Origin of the sequence: Streptomyces sp. NPDC093097 (assembly GCF_044754325.1) — a bacterium.
Classification (GTDB): domain Bacteria; phylum Actinomycetota; class Actinomycetes; order Streptomycetales; family Streptomycetaceae; genus Streptomyces.
In genome coordinates this window covers 149,604-165,693 of sequence record NZ_JBIVOW010000023.1, presented here as the reverse complement: position 1 = coordinate 165,693, position 16,090 = coordinate 149,604, and the positions used below count along the sequence as shown (strand labels likewise).

Annotated in this window: 13 protein-coding genes; 8 read left to right on the top strand and 5 right to left on the bottom strand. The window is 70.3% G+C overall.

Translation table 11 applies throughout. From position 1 onward, the window contains the following. Nucleotides 1–308 precede the first annotated feature (308 nt). On the bottom strand, nucleotides 309–905 hold the full coding sequence (locus tag ACIQE0_RS31560; protein ID WP_366331995.1) for a hypothetical protein: 597 nt from the start codon (nucleotides 903–905) through the stop codon (nucleotides 309–311). Nucleotides 906–1,315: 410 nt separating this feature from the next. Here ACIQE0_RS31560 and ACIQE0_RS31555 point away from each other — a divergent pair, with 410 nt between their 5' ends. Beyond that, the gene (locus ACIQE0_RS31555) at nucleotides 1,316–1,645 is read left to right on the top strand and encodes a DUF6191 domain-containing protein (protein WP_402338676.1); all 330 of its coding nucleotides are present in this window, start codon (nucleotides 1,316–1,318) and stop codon (nucleotides 1,643–1,645) included. Between the two features lie 1,671 nt (nucleotides 1,646–3,316). Here the strand turns inward: ACIQE0_RS31555 and ACIQE0_RS31550 are convergent. Together ACIQE0_RS31550 and ACIQE0_RS31545 are read right to left on the bottom strand one after the other, a co-directional pair. After that, entirely contained in the window at nucleotides 3,317–4,087 is a 771-nt protein-coding gene (locus tag ACIQE0_RS31550) for a DUF4232 domain-containing protein (RefSeq protein WP_402338675.1), read from the bottom strand. A 1,057-nt stretch (nucleotides 4,088–5,144) separates the two neighbouring features. Next, a complete protein-coding gene (locus tag ACIQE0_RS31545) occupies nucleotides 5,145–5,351 on the bottom strand; it encodes a hypothetical protein (RefSeq protein ID WP_402338674.1) in 207 nt (68 codons plus the stop codon). 1,210 nt (nucleotides 5,352–6,561) lie between these two features. On the opposite strand from ACIQE0_RS31545, the gene ACIQE0_RS31540 reads away from it, so the two are divergent. The 3 genes from ACIQE0_RS31540 to ACIQE0_RS31530 all read left to right on the top strand — a co-directional run bounded on the left by ACIQE0_RS31540 (nucleotide 6,562) and on the right by ACIQE0_RS31530 (nucleotide 9,642). Beyond that, nucleotides 6,562–7,899: a cytochrome P450 gene (locus ACIQE0_RS31540; RefSeq protein ID WP_402338673.1), complete on the top strand. Its 1,338-nt coding sequence runs from the start codon at nucleotides 6,562–6,564 to the stop codon at nucleotides 7,897–7,899. Between the two features lie 287 nt (nucleotides 7,900–8,186). Next, the gene (locus ACIQE0_RS31535; protein ID WP_366331999.1) at nucleotides 8,187–8,405 is read left to right on the top strand and encodes an EF-hand domain-containing protein; all 219 of its coding nucleotides are present in this window, start codon (nucleotides 8,187–8,189) and stop codon (nucleotides 8,403–8,405) included. 268 nt (nucleotides 8,406–8,673) lie between these two features. Further along, nucleotides 8,674–9,642 (top strand): alpha/beta fold hydrolase, encoded by a 969-nt coding sequence (locus ACIQE0_RS31530; RefSeq protein ID WP_402338672.1) that lies wholly within the window; start codon nucleotides 8,674–8,676, stop codon nucleotides 9,640–9,642. A gap of 291 nt (nucleotides 9,643–9,933) precedes the next feature. Here the strand turns inward: ACIQE0_RS31530 and ACIQE0_RS31525 are convergent, their stop codons facing one another. Next, nucleotides 9,934–10,971: a chitinase gene (locus tag ACIQE0_RS31525; RefSeq protein WP_402338671.1), complete on the bottom strand. Its 1,038-nt coding sequence runs from the start codon at nucleotides 10,969–10,971 to the stop codon at nucleotides 9,934–9,936. A gap of 397 nt (nucleotides 10,972–11,368) precedes the next feature. Between ACIQE0_RS31525 and ACIQE0_RS31520 the strand changes: the two genes are divergently transcribed. Both ACIQE0_RS31520 and ACIQE0_RS31515 read left to right on the top strand, forming a co-directional pair. Beyond that, nucleotides 11,369–12,025, top strand: a complete 657-nt coding sequence (locus ACIQE0_RS31520) for a TOPRIM nucleotidyl transferase/hydrolase domain-containing protein (protein WP_402338670.1) — start codon at nucleotides 11,369–11,371, stop codon at nucleotides 12,023–12,025. A 188-nt stretch (nucleotides 12,026–12,213) separates the two neighbouring features. Then, on the top strand, nucleotides 12,214–12,411 hold the full coding sequence (locus ACIQE0_RS31515) for a hypothetical protein (protein ID WP_366332003.1): 198 nt from the start codon (nucleotides 12,214–12,216) through the stop codon (nucleotides 12,409–12,411). 146 nt (nucleotides 12,412–12,557) lie between these two features. Here ACIQE0_RS31515 and ACIQE0_RS31510 read toward each other — a convergent pair whose 3' ends face one another. Continuing rightward, nucleotides 12,558–13,067, bottom strand: coding sequence for an acyl-CoA thioesterase (locus ACIQE0_RS31510; RefSeq protein ID WP_402338669.1), 510 nt, complete (start codon nucleotides 13,065–13,067; stop codon nucleotides 12,558–12,560). 492 nt (nucleotides 13,068–13,559) lie between these two features. On the opposite strand from ACIQE0_RS31510, the gene ACIQE0_RS31505 reads away from it, so the two are divergent. Together ACIQE0_RS31505 and ACIQE0_RS31500 are read left to right on the top strand one after the other, a co-directional pair. Beyond that, complete coding sequence (locus ACIQE0_RS31505) at nucleotides 13,560–14,888, top strand: amino acid permease (RefSeq protein WP_402338668.1); 1,329 nt, start codon at nucleotides 13,560–13,562, stop codon at nucleotides 14,886–14,888. Between the two features lie 323 nt (nucleotides 14,889–15,211). Beyond that, nucleotides 15,212–15,913 carry a TetR/AcrR family transcriptional regulator gene (locus ACIQE0_RS31500; protein ID WP_402338667.1) on the top strand — a complete coding sequence of 234 codons (702 nt, stop codon included), beginning with the start codon at nucleotides 15,212–15,214 and terminating at the stop codon, nucleotides 15,911–15,913. Nucleotides 15,914–16,090: the final 177 nt, after the last annotated feature.

The window sequence follows — 16,090 nt, the reverse complement described above, 5'->3', positions numbered from 1 at the left end:
GCGCATTCGGCGGAGCCTAACCACAACCAACACCACAACCCCAACACCCATAACACAACCGACATTAGAGAAAACCACAGACATTCAGACCCAAGGGGTCAGGTCCTGGCGTTCGGGGCGCCGCGGGCGCACCGGATGGATGGCGTGTGTCAGTGGGACGTGTGCGGGCGCAATGTGTTTCGGTGGGACGTGTGTTGGCGGCATGGCGACGGTCCCTTGCGGTGCAGGTCCGGGGCGCGGGGGGGCCGGGTGCTGGTGGGAGGCCGGCGCCCGGGTTGACGGGGCGGGCCCCCGACCGGGCAGCGGTGTCAGCGCCTCCTGTAGCGGCGAAGGAGGTTCTCAGCCTCGCCGGCGGTGATGCCCAGGGCCGTACCGAGTTCTTCGAACTCCAGCGTCCTGTAGGCGCTGTTGGCCGCGTGGTATCCGATGGTCTTCGCCAGGATCTCCAGGCGGCGGGCGGCTTTGAGTGCGACTGCGGGGGCGCTGCTGGTGATCGCGTCGAGCGCCTCATCGGTCTTGTGCAGCAGCTCGTTGAGGTCCGCGGGGTAGGGGATGGTCGATGCCTCGACGTCATCGAGGTGCTTGTACCAGTCGTCCAAGCACTGGTCGGCGTCCGTGCAGGCCGTCTCGTCTTCGTACAGTGCCGCCTCGCCGATCCGCTCCCAGTCGACCGGGTACTGCGTGCCGGTCCAGCCGCACGCGCACACCCCCCGCAGCACGTGTGCACGCGGGCCTGAGAAGCGGTGCCCGTTGTACACGGCCCAGTAGGTGCTCGTGTGCCCGTGTCCGCCCGAGGAGGAGTCGAAGTAGACCGGCTTGGGGACGCTCCCGTCCTCCAGCAGCACGCCGACCCAGCCCTCGTGGGACTTCCCGAACTCGTCGGTCTCCCACGTCTCGTTCGACACTACGCGCTCCTTCGTTCGACTGCTCGTAGCCCGCGCATATCCGGATGCGGGCACGCCACGACCCTCCCGCAATCAGCGCCGGTCCGAAGGGCGTTTGGCGAAGAAGTCTTGTTTGCGCGCGCACTGCGAACTCGGCACGTTCCACAAACCGTTCACGAGGGTGGGGCCCGGCCGGGTTGCGTCCCGTTCACGGGGCCGGGCCTGGCGCGCGTGTTCCCTTCCGGCATGGGCTGGGAGAGAGCCCAAAGCGCCCGGGTGGGCGGGATGCTCGCCTTCGGTGAGGCCCGTGGCCCCGGTGAAGCAGCCCAGGACCGGGACCGGGGACCGGGAACGGGGACGGAGACGTAGGTGCCGTCCGCGCCCTGCGCGGTGTCGGGGAACCGGCGGGACGCGGCAGGCGTTGTTCCGGCATGGTCCTGGTGCTGGCTGTCTCCCTGCTGATGACGTCTGTGATCGTCGTGCCGCTGGTTCTGTCCACGACGCGGCGCCTGGTGCTGCGCACCGGCCGTCCCAGGTGGTTGCGGCGGCTTGTGTGCAAACTGACCACGGGCGAGGCTGGCAGCGGTGCCGGGGCGGCCGTCGCCGACGAACTGGCTGCCGCCTTGAATCCCAACAAGCGGGTGGAGATCGAGCAGCGCCGCACCGAGCAGTTGGTGCGTCATGACAGCCAGGCCGGTGCACCGCCGCACCCGATCGGGGTGGACCTGACCGCTGGGCGGGCGGTCATCAAGCGCCGCTAAACCTCCGGCGGCCAGGAGCGAGCGACCATCCCCGCCAACGAGCCTGTCCGGTGACGGGAGTTGGAGTTGCTGGTTGTCTGCTGGTCGAACTGCGTTGGCGTGCATCTGCGTGGGAGGGAAGCCGACGAGGGGCGGGGTGAGCGGAGGGACGCCGGTGCGGCGGGGTGGAGTGAGCAGGGACGCTGGTGTAGTGGGGCGGGAACGGGCCGGATCGGACCGGTCGGTCGTTTCTCGGCGCCTGGCAGCGGTCCAGCAATGGTCCGGCCGGGGGTCCTTGACTGTCTGTGTGCCAGCGATTGCCTGGAGGAGGTCGGCGACGACCGTGTGGGCCGGTGCCGCGTCTCAGGTCCAGTCGTCGAGGCCGGCCGTGAGGTTGCCGCCCCGCAGGGTGGCGACCTTGCTCGGGCGAGGGAGTTGAACTCCAGCGTGGTACTGGTACCCGGACGGAGATTTCCTGGGCCAAGAGGGCGGGAACCGAGGGGCTGACCTTCTCACCGCCGCTACCGTCCTCGCGCGGGATTCAAGTGCCGCTCCCTACAGGCAGGTTGGTGACCGTTGCCCTCCGAGGCTTCGGGCTTCGCCCTCGCCGAGGACTTAGCTCCTCGTACGCGGCACCTCTCCCCACACTCGTGCGGTGAAGGAGACGACGTATGAAACTTCGCGGATCACTCGCCCTGCAGTGGCCCGACGCGGTACCCGGCTGGGCCTGACGCCTTCACTCTGGTCGGCGCCCTGACGTGCGCGGCAGCCATGCCGGCGACGGCAGCGCCCAAGCGCATCCAGGTTGCGGCTGGAACGCAAACAGGAACCATAACGGGCCTACTACGCGCATTACGCCACCAACACCACAGGGTGGATCCAGGTCAAGCGGTGACCCCGCGGCGACTACCACTGCTGCGACGGCCCCAGGCACACAACCTGGACCTCGATGCCACTGGCACCTGGCATGACAGCAACTACTGACGGGCTCCGCTCCCACCCGAGGGGCACCAGCCCTGACCAGTGCGCGGCCATCGCAGTCGATCGCGGTCACTCGCCCCTTGTGGATCACGCGGCGGAGTACGGCGAGGCGGTGCCTGCCAGCGAGGAAACGGAGTGACGGCCGCGTGGACACGTGACCTCGTGACCGCATGACCACGTGACCGCTTGACCACGTGACCACGTGGCTGCCGGGGGCTTCGGGCTTCCCGCGGCGAGTAGGGCGGTAGTTCGCACGGCAGCCGGCGGCCGATGGCACCGGAGTCAGCGTTGAACGGACGGCCCCGGCAGCAACCACGACCCGAAGGCTTGATGGCCCAGCCGCCGGGCCAGTGGCAGAGAACGGCCCACGAGCAGAGTGCCTCGGACACTCAACGGCAACAGCCATGGAACGTGGCCTGACAGCAAAGGCGCCGCGCCCTGACGATCGGCGGGACAGTGTCGTACGTCAACGTCGGCTCCACATCTGGGTGTTGTGCCTTGCCGCACTGTGGCCCGGCCGTCGCTTCGCGGACCGCGTGGCCGTCGCCGCCCACGACCGGCCGGCCGGCCGGCCGGGCACGATGCCTGGTCCGCGTTCGCCCACGTCTCTTCGTCGTCACTCGCGGCGTCGAGCAGCTCCAGGCTGCTCGTGCCGCCGGCGAGCAGGCCCTGCCGGTCCGGCCGACCGGGCCAGTGGGGCCTTGGTGGTGCTCAGTTGGCAATGCCGACCGGGTGGACCTGGATCTTCTCGTCGTAGGGGCCGGCCAGCTTCAGCGCGTCCGCGGGCCACTTCAGGGTCACACTGTGGGTCTCGTTCGGCGGCGTCACGATCAGGTTGGTCGGGTGCGCGAGGCTGTCGCCACCGAAGTCGACCTTGTAGGAGATGCTGAAGGTGGCGGTGTCACCGGGCTTCAGGTCGGTGATGCGGGGCTGCTCACCGCCACGGTGGACCGGGGCGGAGGTGCCATCAAGGTCCTTGATGTCGACGCCCGCGAAGCCCGCCGCCGAGCAGGTCCGCCCACCCTTGTTGGTCATCTGAACGGTGACGTCACCCGTCTTCTGGTCGGGCGAGCTGTTCACAGCCTCCATGACCAGGTCGCTCGTGCGGCAGAACGTGCTCTTCCCACCGCTCTTGGCCGCGCCGTTACCCGAGCCCGCACGGGAAGCAGTCCCGCCGGAGCCGGAGCCGGATCCGGAGCCGGTGTGGGAGGAAGTACCGTTACCGGAACCCGACTTGGCCTTACCCCCCTGGGCATCGGTGCCCTGCGCGCCGGCGGAGGAGTCCGCGCCACCGGTCCCGGAGGAACCCACACCGCCGCCCTCGGCACCCACACCCGTACCCGGCTGGCCCGCGGGCTTGGCAGCGGCGGTGTCCGAGCCGGAACAGGCAGTCAGGGACAACGCGGCGGCCGCGGTCAGCGCCGCGGCGGCAACACGCAGGGTACGGCGACGAGCAATGCGGACAGCGGTGGTGGAGCTCATATCGGATTCCCCCGGGGAAGTCAGTGTCGGTATCGGTCTCTCCTGCGTACGACACCACTGTGGCCCGGGCCACTATCGCCAGGCTGATGCTCCACTAACACCCAGCTAAATAACCATCCAGAGGCGGCTTGGAACGGCCCGGCCCCGCCACGTCGATCCTGGCCCGGCCTGTGGTGCGCTGCGGCACCTACGGATATGCGCTGCGACATCGTTCGACAGGAGCGCGGAAATCGGCACGCTCGTGCGAAGAGGCGATGCTCACAAGGACGGAAGTCAGCCGCCCCGGCCCTCAAGCCTCCTGACAGGCCGTGCACCCGTCGTGCGCTCCGCAATCCAACCGGCCACCGCCTGGGCCGCGGCCCGGACAGCGACGCACCAGGTCAGCCGACCCCTGAGGTCTGAGCATCGGCGACGAGCGCCCCAGGTCCGCCGAGGCCTGCGGCAGCGCCACCGCCCCCAAGCACACCGCCGGTGCCGTCGTGGACGACGCAGACTCAACTTAGGTGGGTGCGGCTCTTCGGAAAGGGCGGCCCCGACGCTGAGTCCGACTCCAGATATCGGCGATGCCCCGGGCGAGGACGACGGGGACGAACGGCTCGCAGGCGCCCAGACCGAGACCACCGACGGTGAACCCACCACCGAAAGCACGTGAATGCAGACCTGTCAGCCCGAGCAGAGGATCTGAGTGAACCCCGGAAGGGACGGTGTCAGCAGCCCCGAGCGAGCCAGGAAAGTTCCGGTTCGCCACGTTTGAGCGCTCCTGTGCCGTGACGAGCCGGGCCGCGAAACGTTGATCAGGTCATGGTCAGGTCTGGGGTAATGCGATGGCTGGTCCTCGTACTCGTGCTGGGTGGAACCTGTGGATGCATGGCAGTGCAAGCACCAGGACCCACAGCAGGACGACACGGTGCCACACCGAGACCCTCACCATCGCGGTCACCCGGAACAGCGACTCCAGGCCCAGCGAGAGGCGCAGAGCGCCGACCCGAACAAGAAGCCGGAAAAGCACCCGCTGCCGGTGGACAGCACCGCGACGGGCATCCCGCGACACAACCCGTCAGCGGAGCCGCGGGACCAGCAAGCGAAGCGAACAGGCCAGGAAGCGCAGCGGAACGGCCCGTGAACGGAGCAGCAGGGCACCCTCGACAGCCCGCACAACCACCATCCTCAACCGCCCGTCGACAAAACCCTGTTCACCACCCACCCACAACCGCCCCAGTACCCGCCCCGGTACGACGACCACCACCAGCAACAGCACCGACACCCACACGCATGACAGCACACCAAATGCGACCACTGTGCGCCGCAGCAAAAGGCCGACTCCAACCAGAAATGGTCACCCTCTGCCGACAACTAGCCCAATAACCAACAACCAGACAGCCATACAACCGAGTAGACGAGACGCGACCCCAGACACCAGGAGACCCCACAGCCTCCGAGGGTGTATCCGTACTGCGCCTGGTGGGTGGGGTGTTCACCAGCGCAAGGGACCACCTCGCGTGAGGGAAGGGACCATGCCGCACGAACCGGACAAACCCTCACTCATAAGCCGCAGCCAGATGCCGGATCAGGCAGACCGCGCCAGAGACACCCAAGACGACACACACACGCAGACCCGAAGCAACGCCGCCCGACACCCGCGACCAATTCCCCCGCCCACCACACCCAGGCCACAACGGAACAGCATGAGCCAACGGGGCCCAGCGGGGGCCAACGGGGCCCAGCGGGGGCCAGCGGGGCCCAGCGAGGGCCGGCCAGGGCCAGCCGGAGTCGGAAAGTGACCGGACGGTACAGGCCAGATCACGGCACAGCGAAACCGGACACAGCAACGACGAGAACAGAACCTACCGCCGCGCATCGTCCGCCAGCAGCAGCCAGCGACACCCCCACCCCAGCCGCACATCTCCATCCGAACGACCGAACTGCACCCATCCGCTGTCCTGCCCGCCCCGACCGCCCCGCCCCGCCCCCGCCGAAAGCACCTGCTGCGCCCATGACGGCGGCCGCTCCGAAGCGCCACACCCCACGCTTCACGCTCGTCCGCAACTCCACGCCGAGCTGGGCAAGAAGACCCCGGCCGTGCGAAGCCCCGGTCGGCCCAGGGAACTGGGCTCGGCCATCGGCTCAGGGGGTTTGAGGGGTTGCGTTCACCGGTTGGAGCGATGTGAGATCGGTCGCGTAGAGGCGGCCTCGTGGCGCGGAGCGGAGAGCCGGCGTCGGGCCTGTGGTGGACAGCTCGGCGTGGTCGTAGTTCTCCTGGGACGGCGAGAAGACCTCGTGGGGGTGAACGGAGCAGGCGCAGGCGGTGGCGCGTTCTGTGCGCCGTGGTCGGTGCAGTGGTGTTCGGCTGGTCCCCTTGGCCGCTTCAGTGGTCCCTGTCCAGAGTCGCCCCGAGGTCGGCACCGTGCGGGGACGGGGAGGAACAGGCACCCACCGGCAGTCGCGCCCCGATCCGGATCGTGAAAGGAAGCATCGTGTCTTCGCTCACTGACCGACCGGCACAAGCACCGGGCAGCTGGCCCCTGTTCGGACATCTCAAGCCCCTGCTCACCGACCCCCTGGGCCTCCTGGCAACGCTCCCGCACCTCGGCGACGTCGTGGAGCTCCGGTTCGGCCGGACGCCGACGTATGTCGTGTGCTCACCGGAGGCAACCGAGGAAGTCCTCAGGAACTCCCACCGCGCCTTCGACAAGGGCGGCACGTTCTACGAGAACATGCGCTCCATCGTCGGGAACGGCATGGCCACCTGCCCCTTGGCCCAGCACAAAAGGCTCCGCCGCCTCGCACAACCCGCCTTCCGATCCGGCCGGATGACCGGCTACGCCCACCTCATCCACTCGCAGGTGCGCACGCTCACCTCAGACTGGCACCACGGGCAGGAACTGGCCGTGCTGGCGGAAATGCGGGATCTGGCCATCCGCTCCAACCTCGCGACGATGTTCTCCCGACGGGAACTCGGCCGCGACATCACGGGCCTGCGGAAAGCCGTGACCGACTTCGTCGACCACCAGACCGTCCTGCGAATGATCGCGCCAGCCCTCAACCGCCTGCCCACCCCGCGCAATTACCGCTATCGCCGAAGCGAAGCGAGACTCCTCCGCTTCCTGGACGAGGAGATCGCCGCCTACCGGAGCGACGGCAGGGACCACGGCGACCTGATGTCCATGTTCACCACCTCCGTCGACAGCGACCGGCTCAGCGACCGGGAAGTGCGCGACACCGCCATGACCGTGCTCCTGGGCGGAGTGACCGCATCGGCCGTCGGTCACGCCTGGGCCCTGTACCAACTGTCCCAGGACGCCGGACTGGACGCCGAGGTGGCCGACGAGGCACGGGCCGTCACCCAGCTCGACGAGGGGCGCTCCGCCGCCGAGGTGATGGCCGAGCTGCCCCTCACCCGCGGCGTCGTCGCCGAGGTCCTGCGGCGGCGGGACCCCAGCTGGATCTTCCCGCGGATGACCGTCGCGGACACCACCATCGGCACCACACGCCTTCCGGCGGGCGCCCAGGTACTGCTGAGCCCCTATGTGCTGCACCACCGCCCCGACCTGTTCCCCTCGCCGGAGAACTTCGACCCCCGCAGGTGGGACGGCCGCGACCCGCACCGGGCCACGGGCTGGCTGCCCTTCGGCGCCGGGGAGTCCAAGTGCATCGGCTATGAACTCGCCTTCATGGACCTGACGTTGACCCTCGCCTGCATCGCCCGGTCCTGGAAGGTGCAGCCCTGCCCCGGCTCCGTACGCCCCCGGCCACGCCTGCACATGGAGCCGCACGGCCTCGCGCTACGCCTGGTCAGCCGGAAGCCCCACTGACCGACGGCTGCACCAGGCCGTCGTGGATGAGCTCGGCGCCCACGGTGAACTGGACTGGACCTCGGACCTCGGTGAGGGGCGACGCGGCCGTATCAGCCTCTCCCGAGCAACGGGGGGATCCTCACCTCCCCCCGCCGCCGCCTTGTGTCAGCCGCTGTCGGTCGGGGGCCAGGCCGACTTGGGGCGGGCGCGTCCCGCAACGGCCAGGCAGGGCGGCCGCGCCCGCGCTGCGTCGGGTGGGCGGATAACCTGGGCCCGTTAGTGAAGATCGCGGAAGGGCGGAGCACATGGCAGACATCGTGGAGGCGGCGGCGCGGAAGGTGTTCCAGCGTTACGACCTCGATGGGGACGGCCAGGTCACGGCGGAGGAATACCGGAAGGTCGTGGCGGAGTTGGAGGGCTCGGAGATCACCGAGTCGGAGGCGCAGGAGCTGATCGACTCGCTCGACACCAACGGCGATCGCCAGATGTCCTTCGAGGAGTTCTGGGCAGCCATGAGTGGCTGAGGCTGCCGGGTCCGGCACGTGGGCGTGCCGGACCCGTCGTGCGCGTGGCGCGGCATGCGGCCGGCAGTTGGGGGCGCTGACCTGATCTCGGCGTGGCCGGTGTGGTCACGCGTCGGAGTCGTCCGGGAGAGGCCCGTTCACCTGGCTGAGCCCTGGTCGCGTCGGCAAGTCGGCAACCGGCCCGACGGACGCCGAGCCGTCGGTGGCGGCGTGGAGCGGGCCGCTGACTGAGCCGGTTCGTGGTGTCGCGCAGGAGTATGTTCGGCGCATGGTTGAGCATCGCATGATCGACGTGAACGGGATCCGGCTGCACATCGCCGAGGAGGGTGCGGGGCCGCTGGTCGTGCTGCTGCACGGCTTCCCCGAGTCCTGGCACTCCTGGCGCCACCAGTTCGGCCCGCTGTCCGCCGCCGGCTTCCGGGTCGTCGCCCCCGACCAGCGCGGATACGGCCGCAGTGACCACCCGCGGGACGTGGGCGCGTACAGCATCCTCCACCTCGTCGGGGACGTGATCGGACTGATCCATGCGCTGGGCGAACGGGAGGCGTTCGTCGTGGGGCATGACTGGGGCGCGCCGGTGGCCTGGCACACCGCGTTGCTGCGGCCCGATGTGGTGCGCGGGGTGGCGGGGCTGAGCGTGCCGCCGCCGTTCCGCGGGGAGCGCCCGCCGCTCGCGGCCATGCAGGAGCGGTTCGGCGGACGCTTCTACTGGAACTACTTCGATCAACCCGGGCTCGCCGACGCCGAGTTCGCCCGGGATCCCCGGACCACCCTGCGCACGATGCTCTACTCCGCCTCCGGTGACGCCCCCGGCACCGGCCGTCCCGACCAGGCACTGGTGTCCGACCCGGCCCGGGGCTGGCTCGCGGACATGACCGACCCGGAGGAGCTGCCGGACTGGCTCACCGAGGAGGATCTGGACGAGCTCACCGCCAACTACGCCGAGGGTTTCACCGGCGCGTTGAACTGGTACCGCAACCTGGACCGCAACTGGGAGCTGACCGCTCCCTGGCACGGCGCCGTGGTCACCACCCCCGCGCTGTATGTGTACGGCGACCGGGATCTGGTCGCGACGTTCCCCGGCGCACCGGAACTCATCGCGCAGTTGCCCGCGTTGCTGCCCGGTCTCCGCCGTGCGCCGGTCATGCTGCCGGGCTGCGGTCACTGGACCCAGCAGGAGCGACCGCGAGAGGTGAACGCCGCGCTGGTCGAGTTCCTGACGGAGTTGCGGGGCTGAGGCCGGTCCACCGGCACCGGTCCGCCGGGCGGCCCCGCTGCGTGGGATCGTTGCAGCGGGGCCTGTTCACCGCGGACTTCGGTACCACGATCGCCCGGCGGCGTGTGACCGGGTCCTTCGCGGTCCGACCGATCCGCTGCGACCTCCGGCCCTCGCCCCTCGTGACCGGCCGGCGGGAACACACCCGGTCGACGTCCCGCGACCACCTTCGAGGTCAGGTCTTGGAGGCAGTCCGCCGAGCGGCGAGCAGCGGGGCGATGACCCGGCCAAGGCTGCCTGACGAGCTACCGGTCAGCCGTTGCCGAGTGCGTCGGTGAAGGCGTACGGCGACTGGGAGACGCCGCTGCACACCGGCGAGGAGGCCAGCGCCGTGGTCTGCGCGGCATCCGTTGCGCCCTTCGCCGGCGCCTTCGTAGCGAAGGCGCAGGCCTGGTCGCGGCTGACGGACCAGAAGGACATCCGGCCGACCCCGTTGCTCGCCGCCCAGTTCGCCAGTGCGGTGGCGTCGGCCAGGCTGAAGGTGGAGCCGTCGTCGTTCACGCCGATCATCGGGGTGATGCCGAGGTTGGCGTAGGTGTAGCCGGAGTCCACGGACTGCATCTGTGCCAGGGTGGCCTTGCCTGCGCTGATGGCGGCCGCGCCCATGTCGGTGCCGGTGCCCTGTCCGTAGTCCATCGTCATGATGTTGACGTTGTCCAGCGTGACGCCGGCCGCCTTGGCGGCCTTGAGGACGTTGACGCCGTCGTCGGTCAGGCCGGTGGGCATCACCGGCAGCGTCACCGAGGCGGTCAGCCCGGGGTTGTCGGCCTTGAGGTCCTTGATCGCGGTCATCTGCCGGGCCACCCCCGCGGTGTCCGCGACCGCCGCGCCCTCGATGTCGAAGTCCAGGGAGTCGGTGCCGTAGGCGGTGATCTCCTTCTGGTAGCCGGCGTCGATCTGGCTCTGGTCGGTACAGGTGAAGGCCAGCGGCAAACCGCCTGCTCCGCCGGAGGAGATGATCACGCTGGCGCCCTCGGATTTGGCCTTGGCGATCTCCGGGTCGGTGTACGGGTCGTTGCCGACGGGGAGGGTGTCGCCCCAGATGTTGTTGCAGCCGGCGCCGATGGTGAAGGCGGCGGTGTAGGTCTTCACGCCATGGCCGGTGATGGCCGCATCGAGCCGCCCTTCGGCGGAGTTGCTCATGTCCACGTACGGGGCGAACTGGCCCGCAGCGTCGAGGTGGGGGGCCGGGTGGGACGCCTGCGGGTCCGCGATGGCGGCGGTGATCCCGAGGGCGGACAGGGCTCCGGCGGCTGCCGCGGCCAGGGCCATGCGGGTCGGTTTCCTCATCGGTGTCCGGTCCTTCCGTGGGGGGAGAGCGAGGGAGGAGTGTGACCGTTCGCCGACAAGGATTGGACTAGACCAAGTGGCCGTCAAGGGTCCCGCAGTCTCCAACTCCCCCTTTTTTGATGCCACTTGGGACATCCGTGGGACTCAGGTTGCCGTTCGGGGTGCGAGCGAGGCGTTTCCCGACGTCGATCGATGGCCGCGGCAACTGCTGTACACCGCAGCCGCGTTCACTGCCGGGAAGGTCATGCGACCCTGCTCTTCACCTCCTCCCTCGCCGGGGCGTCGCGTTCGGTCGTCCGGAGTGGGGCACGGCCACCACGTGAGTCATCGCCCCGCAAAAACGCGTGTGCGGACGGGATCTCGGCCGTGCCAGGATGGCGTCGGGAAGCGAGGTCTCGTGGACGAGTTGGGGCGATTCCGCCGGGCGCTGGTCGCCTGGGCGGCCGGCGGATCAGGGGCGGGTGAGGCCGCCGCGGTGGCGCGGGAGTCGGCCGGTCGCGGTGTGCGGATGGTCGTGCTCGTCGAAGGGAGCAGTGATCAGGTCGCGCTCGAAGCGCTGGCCAGGCGCTGCGGCCGCGACCTCGGTGCCGAAGGCGTCGTGGTGGTACCGCTCGGAGGTGCGACAAACATCGGGCGTTTCCTGGACGTGTGCGGCCCTCCGGGGCTCGGCCTCCCCCTGGCAGGACTGTGCGACATCGGCGAGGAGCGGCACTTCCGGCGTCATCTTGAGCGGGTCGGGCTCGGGGCCGGTCGCACGCACGCCGAACTGGAGCCGCTCGGGTTCCACGTGTGCGTCGCCGACCTGGAGGACGAGCTGATCCGCGCGGTCGGAGCCGAGGGTGTGCAGCACGTCATCGAGGCGCAGGGCGAGATGCGTCCCTTCCGCACCTTCCAAGGCCAGCCGGCACAGCGGGAACGGCCCGTGGAGCACCAGTTGCGGCGCTTCATGGGCACGCACAGCGGCCGCAAGGCTCTCTACGCACAGGCGCTGGTCACCCACCTCCCCCTCAAGCGTGTGCCCCGGCCGTTGGAACGACTCCTCGCCCACGTCTGACACCGCCGACACCGGCGCCGTGCCTCGCCGCCGCGCGTGACCGGCCGCCACCGTGATCCCGCGTGATCCTGCCCACGACCGTGCCGCCGGTGCGCGGAAGCGCCGTTCCTCGGTGCTTCGCGCCTGGGGCGTGGCAACGGGCCGATTCTTGAGTACACAAGAGGGACGTGGTTCAGAGAGGGGGCAGGATGAGCGTGTGGTTCGAGCTGAAGGTGTCCGAACAGGACGCCAACTGCCAGCGGACGGGCGACCTGACCCGCACGGTCACCCAGGCGCAGACCCACGCACAGACAACCGCTGCCGGCCTCCGCACCGCCGATCTCACACACCTGCACGACCTGCGCACCGCCGCGTTGCGCCGGGCAACGCCGAGCGCGCGGCCGTAGCGGTCGGAGGCAGAACTCCGGTGCCGGAGCGGTGGGTTGCTCCGGCACCGGAGGTCCCGGTACCGCCGTGGCGCCAACCGTGGACGGCCGCGCTCCCGGGTGCCGGTCGCAACCGGGGACCGGCTCCGCGCGGCCGGTGGGCGGGGTCATCTGCGCGCTGCGGCCGGCACGTTGTGCAGTGTCGCGTGCCAGGTCTGCATCGTGGGGGACCACGGGGACGGACGGCCGTCCGGGCCGACCTTGACGAGGGTGCGGGTGCCCGTGGCCCGGGGCAGCGGGTCCTCGCCCTGTCGGACGCGGAAGCGCCAGGTCATGCTCGTACGTCCCAGATGAGTCAGCCACAGGTCGACGGCGAGGGGGGCCGCGCCGTCCACCGGGGCCCGGAACTCGATGGCGAACTGGCGCACGACGTAGCGCAGGTCGGGATGGCGTTCCGCGGCGCCTCCGGTGTCGTATCCGGCCTCGGCGAAGGCGGCCGTCGTGGCGCGTTCGACATGCAGGGCGTAACGCGTGTTGTGCAGATGGCCGTTGAGATCGAGTTCGTCGAAATACACCGGCGCGGGGTGGATGGTGTGCGGGACGTCCACGATGTTCCTCCGGCTCGCCGCTCGCGTGCCCGGCGTCGGGGGCACGACCTCGCTCAGTCTCTTACTCAATTTCTCAATTTCCCGATCGATCGGTCGATCGCCCGATAGGGTACGGGCCGTCGTCGGCGTGGCGCAACGCTGTCGCCGCGCCCGGCGCCGCTCGACGCTCCGCCGCACCACCCGGCACCCGGCACCCGGCACCCGTCGGGGCCACCCCAACTCCCCTCCTGCGCCCCCTGGAAGGGGTCGGCCAAGGAGTGACCGGGGAGCCCGCATCGCGCCCTCGGGGATTCCCCCAGTGAGAAGCCTTGCCCCGGCTCGATTCTGGCCCTACCTTGACCCAAATCAATCGATCGATCGATCGGTCGAGATAAGGGAGGCGGCATGACCCGGGACCCGGTAGCACCCCGACAGACACCACCGTCCGAGGCGACGCCTCGCCTCCTCGCCACGGAGGCGCCCCGCCGGGGAAGCGGTGGGCCGTCCGCCGCCGGTTCCGGCGCGGCGGACGGGGGCGCGAGCGGCGGGTCCGGCCTCAAGCGCGGCTTGCAGAACCGCCAGATGAGCATGATCGCCATCGGCGGGGTGGTCGGCGCGGGCCTGTTCGTGGGGTCGGGAACGGTCATCCGCAGTACCGGCCCGGCGGCCCTGGTCTCGTACGCCATCGCGGGACTGCTGGTCATCCTCGTCATGCGGATGCTCGCCGAACTGGCCGTGGCGGACCCGAGCACCGGTTCGTTCGCGCACTACGCCTCGCGGGAGTTCGGCAGTTGGTGCGGGCTCGCGATCGGCTGGCTCTACGCCTACTCGTGGTGGGTGACGGTCGGTCTGGAGGCGGTCATCGGCGGCGAGTTGGCTCATCATCTCGTTCCGGCCGTGCCCGCCTGGGTCGCGTCCCTGGCGCTCCTCGCCGCGCTCACCGCGTCCAACCTGGTCCACGTGGGCGCGTTCGGCGAGGCCGAGTACTGGTTCGCCCTGATCAAGGTGGTGGCCATCGTGGCCTTCATCGGCCTGGGCGCCCTGGCCATCGCGGGGCTGCTGCCGGGCACGGACTCCCCCGGCGCGGCCAACCTCCTCGGGCACGGCGGATTCGCCCCGGAGGGCTGGTATGCGGTCCTGCCGAGCGTCCTGACAGTGATCTTCGCGTTCGGCGGCGCCGAGGTGGTCACGATCGCGGCGGGCGAGGCGCCGCGCCCGGCCGAGGCCGTGCGCAAGGCCATCCGCTCCACCACCGCACGCATCCTCATCTTCTACATCGGCTCCATCGGGGTCATCGTCACGCTGCTGCCCTACGACGAGGCGAGCGTCACGGCCAGTCCGTACTCGGCGGCCCTGGACGCGCTGGGCGTGCCCCAGGCGGGCCGCGTGATGGACGTGATCGTGCTGGTCGCCGTGGCGTCCTGCCTGAACTCCGGCCTCTACACGGCGTCCCGGATGCTGTTCGCGCTGGCGCAGCAGCGCGAGGCGCCCCGCGCCTTCGCGCGGACCAACGCGCGCGGCGTCCCCGTGCCGGCCGTACTCGTCGCCGCCCTGGCCGGACTCCTCACCCTCGCCTCGAAGCACTTCGCCGGAACAGCCTCGATCTTCACCTTCCTGCTGGACTCCACGGGGGCGGTGATCGTCCTGATGTACCTGTGCGTCGCGGCGTGCCAGATCCGCAGCCGCATGCGGGCGGAACGCCGCGGGCGGACGCCGGCGGTGCGGATGTGGGCCTACCCCTACCTCTCGTGGACGGTCGTCGCGGCCCTGACCGCGGTCCTCGTGCTGCTGGCCTTCGACTCCACCACTCAGCGCTCGTTGTTCCTGACGCTGTCGGTCACCGTGGCGGCGGCCGCCGTCGGGGCGGTGCGGCAATGGAGGGCGCGCACGGGAGGCAGGGCCGGGCGGTAGCGCCGGGCGGTGGCCGCGCGGCAACAGGCCCCACCTGCTTGCCAGTTGTGGGGCATACACGGTGGGTACGCCTGCGGACCGGCCGGCCGAACGCGGCGGCGGCCCGTACGTACCGGCGGCGGCGAGGGTCGCCCGGGGCCGGGGCCCGCTCCGGCGCCCCGTGCGTCACCGGAGGGACGGCGGCGCGATGTCCGGCGGGGCGCGGGCCCTCTCCGGCGGCTCTCGCGGTCGCGGCGCGCGCTCGCCAATCGATCGGCCGATAGGGCGCGGTAGACTCGCCCCGTCCCGTCCAGCGTGCCCGCCCCGAGCGAAGGATCGCCCCCGTGCCCAAGGCCCCCCGCACCCGCGCCGGCGAGAACGCACGTCGCCAGGTCTGGGACGCGGCGATCCGGCTGTTCGCCGCGAAGGGCTTCCACGGCGTCGGTATCCGGGAGTTGGCCGAGGGCGCGGGGATGTCGTCCGCGACGCTCTACCACTACATGGGCACCAAGGAGGAGCTGCTCGCCTCGGTCATGCGGGCCAGCCTCGACCGGCTGAACGGTGCGGCCGAGCGGGTCGTCGCGGACGCCCCGGACCCGCAGTCGCAGATCACCCGGCTCGTGCACGTCCACGTGCTCACGCACGCGCTGCGCCCGGAGGAGACCGCCGTGGTCGACAACGAGCTGGAGGCGCTCGGGCCCGAGCGCCGCACGGCGATGGTGGCCCTCAGGGACGCTTACGAAGGCCACTGGCGGCGCGCCATCGCCAACGGCTGCGCCTCCGGCCTGTTCACGGTGCCCGATCAGACCTTCGCGCGGATGGCACTGCTGGAAATGTGCTCCGGGGTGGCCAAGTGGTACTCCCCCGACGGCCCGATCGCGCTCGACGGGGTGGCGACGGCGCATGCGCGCCTGGCGCTCCAGTTGCTCGGCGTCCCGGTGCATGCGATTCCGCTTCCCGCGCCCACCGAGATCCACGCGGCGCACGCACTGGTGGAGGAGATCTGGCAGGTCAGCCTGGGCGCGAGCGCACCCGCCTCGGCCTGACGCCTGTTTCTCCCCTCCCCTCCCCCTCTTTCTGACCGCCCCGCGCATACCGGCGTGCGGTCGTCCCCACTCCTCGTCACACGCCGCCGTTTCAGGCCGCAAGACCGTCGGGTCGCCGGGGCCTGGCGTCGTCGCTCGCCACTCTATCGATCGAGCGATCGATAGAGTATGGTCCGC